This is a genomic window from Brevundimonas sp. (genome assembly GCF_036677305.1).
Taxonomy (GTDB): Bacteria; Pseudomonadota; Alphaproteobacteria; order Caulobacterales; family Caulobacteraceae; genus Brevundimonas.
Window position 1 is genome coordinate 1 of sequence record NZ_JAKFEB010000084.1, and the last position, 2136, is coordinate 2136.

3 protein-coding genes are annotated in these 2136 nt (G+C 70.3%); 2 read left to right on the forward strand and 1 reads right to left on the reverse strand.

The window, feature by feature from the left end; genetic code table 11:
• A partial coding sequence (locus V6M42_RS04840) for a type III polyketide synthase (RefSeq protein WP_332677520.1) occupies nt 1–864 on the reverse strand: 864 nt, incomplete at its 3' end.
• A gap of 109 nt (nt 865–973) precedes the next feature.
• Here V6M42_RS04840 and V6M42_RS04845 point away from each other — a divergent pair.
• Together V6M42_RS04845 and V6M42_RS04850 are read left to right on the forward strand one after the other, a co-directional pair.
• On the forward strand, nt 974–1729 hold the full coding sequence (locus V6M42_RS04845) for a Coq4 family protein (RefSeq protein ID WP_332677521.1): 756 nt from the start codon (nt 974–976) through the stop codon (nt 1727–1729).
• Nucleotides 1730–1819: 90 nt separating this feature from the next.
• The coding region (locus V6M42_RS04850; RefSeq protein ID WP_332677522.1) for a DMT family transporter at nt 1820–2136 on the forward strand (317 nt) is incomplete at its 3' end.

Here is a 2136-nt window from a genome sequence, read left to right on the forward strand (position 1 = left end):
GACCTTGGCGCCGCCCGGATGGCAGACGAAGCCGCCGATGTCGGCGGACGTCAGGCCCTGATCGGCCAGAAAGTCCATCGCGACTGGTCGGAAGTCGTTCTGTACCAGGGTCGGGATGTCGCTGCTGAACACCACCTTCAGCCCGTCGTCGGCCACGTCCCAGCCCATGACCTCCAGGGTGTCGGGCCAGGTATGCTCGCGGCTGGCGCCGAGCACGGGTCCGGTCGCGTCGTCGCGGCAGCTGACCACCGCCGCCGCCGCGCCGTCGCCGAACAGGGCGGTGGCGACCAGATTGCTCTTGGACCGGTCCTGCGCCCGGAAGGTCAGGGCGCACAGTTCGACGACCAGCAGCAGCACCCGCTCACCGGGATGGGCCCGCGCCAGATCCGCGGCCCGCGCCAGCCCCACGACCCCGCCCGCGCAGCCCAGTCCGAAGACCGGGAGCCGCCGGATGTCAGGCCGGAAGGCCATCACCTGCATCAGCCGCGCGTCGAGCGCGGGGGTGGCGATGCCGGTCGTGCAGACGGCCACGACGGCGTCGATATCGCCCGCCTCCAGGCCCGCCTGCGCCAGCGCCTTGCCGGCGGCCTCGGCCAGCACCCTGACCGCGTTCTCGAGGAACAGGTCGTTGCGTTCCGAAAAGCTGTGCGGCTCAAGGTACCATTCGATCGGGACGCAGGAATGCCGCGTCTCGATCAGGGCGTTGCGATAGATCGGGGCCAGGCGTTCGAACCCGCCGTGGGTGGTGGCGAACATTTCTGCGCCGTTGGCCGCGACGTCTTCCTGACGCAGCACATGGGGCGGCCACGCCAGGGCGAGGGACTGAAGCCGGGGGACCGGCGGCGCCGTACCGGAGCTGGACATCAAAGACGCGGCCTTCAAACAGTGTTATCGTCGATAACCCAAGCTACGCGGCCCCGTTCCTGCCAGACGCGGCCCACAGCCACATTGCGCGCGCCGACCGGATCCCGCCATGACCCTGACCGCCGAAGTCGACGATTTCCGCAAGCTGCGTCCCCAAGGCCTGCGTCCGTTCACGGCCCTGCGCGCCTTCCAGCGGCTGATCCGCGACAAGGAGGACACGGTCCAGGTCTTCCGCATCATGCAGGCCCTGAGCGGCCGGTCGGTCTCGCGCGGCTATCAGCGGATGCTGGCGACCATGGAGGGCGGCCGGCAGGCCTTCCTGCGCGAGGAACTGGCGCACAAGCTGGATGATCCCGCCTGGCTGGCGCGGTTCGAGGCCGGCACCGTCGGGGCCGGCTACCGCGCCTTCCGCGAGGCCCGCGGCTTCACCGCCGACGGCCTGGCCGAGGTCGAGCGCGAGGTCGTGCCCTTCATCGACGCCCCGCATCCGATCCTCTGGTACTCGCGCCGCCTGCGCGACATCCACGACATCTGGCACGTCCTGACCGGCTACGGCACCGACGCCCTCGGCGAGGCCTGCGTGGTGTCGTTCTCCTATGGCCAGACCGGCAACCTCGGCTTCGCCTTCATCGGCTGGGGCGCGGCGCGGGAAATCCGGCGCGAGGCCCGTTCGGTGCCCGCGCGGCGGGCCGTCTGGCAGGCGTATCGCAACGGCAAGGCCGCGCGCTGGCTGCCCGGGCTCGACTACGAGGCCCTGTTCGACCAGCCGCTGGATCAGGTCCGCGAGCGGCTGAACATCCGTCCCGCGACGGTCTATCAGGCCGTGCCCGCCGAGGTCCGCGCCGGGCTCAAACTGCGCGCCTGACCGGCGGCATCCGGACGTCATAAGCCGTCCTTATGCCGGATCGCGACAACCGCGCTTGCGCCCCGTGCCGACGCGGTTCATCTGCGAACCATGTCCTCCCCGACTGAAGCCGCAACCGTCGCCCGCCTGCCCATGTCCCGCGCCAGACTGCTCGGCGTCGTGGGCGTGATCATCTGCGCCATGATCTGGGGCACGACCTGGTACGCCATCACCCTGCAGCTGGGGACGGTGCCGCCGCTGGCCTCGATCGTCTGGCGGTTCGGCCTGGCCTCGGCCCTGCTGTTCCTCGGCTGTCTCATCTTCCGCCAGAACCTGCGCCTGACGAAGGCCCAGCATCTGGCGGCGCTGGGGCAGGGGGCCTTCGCCTTCTCGATCAGCTACAGCTTCACCTACGCCAGCGAGGGCCA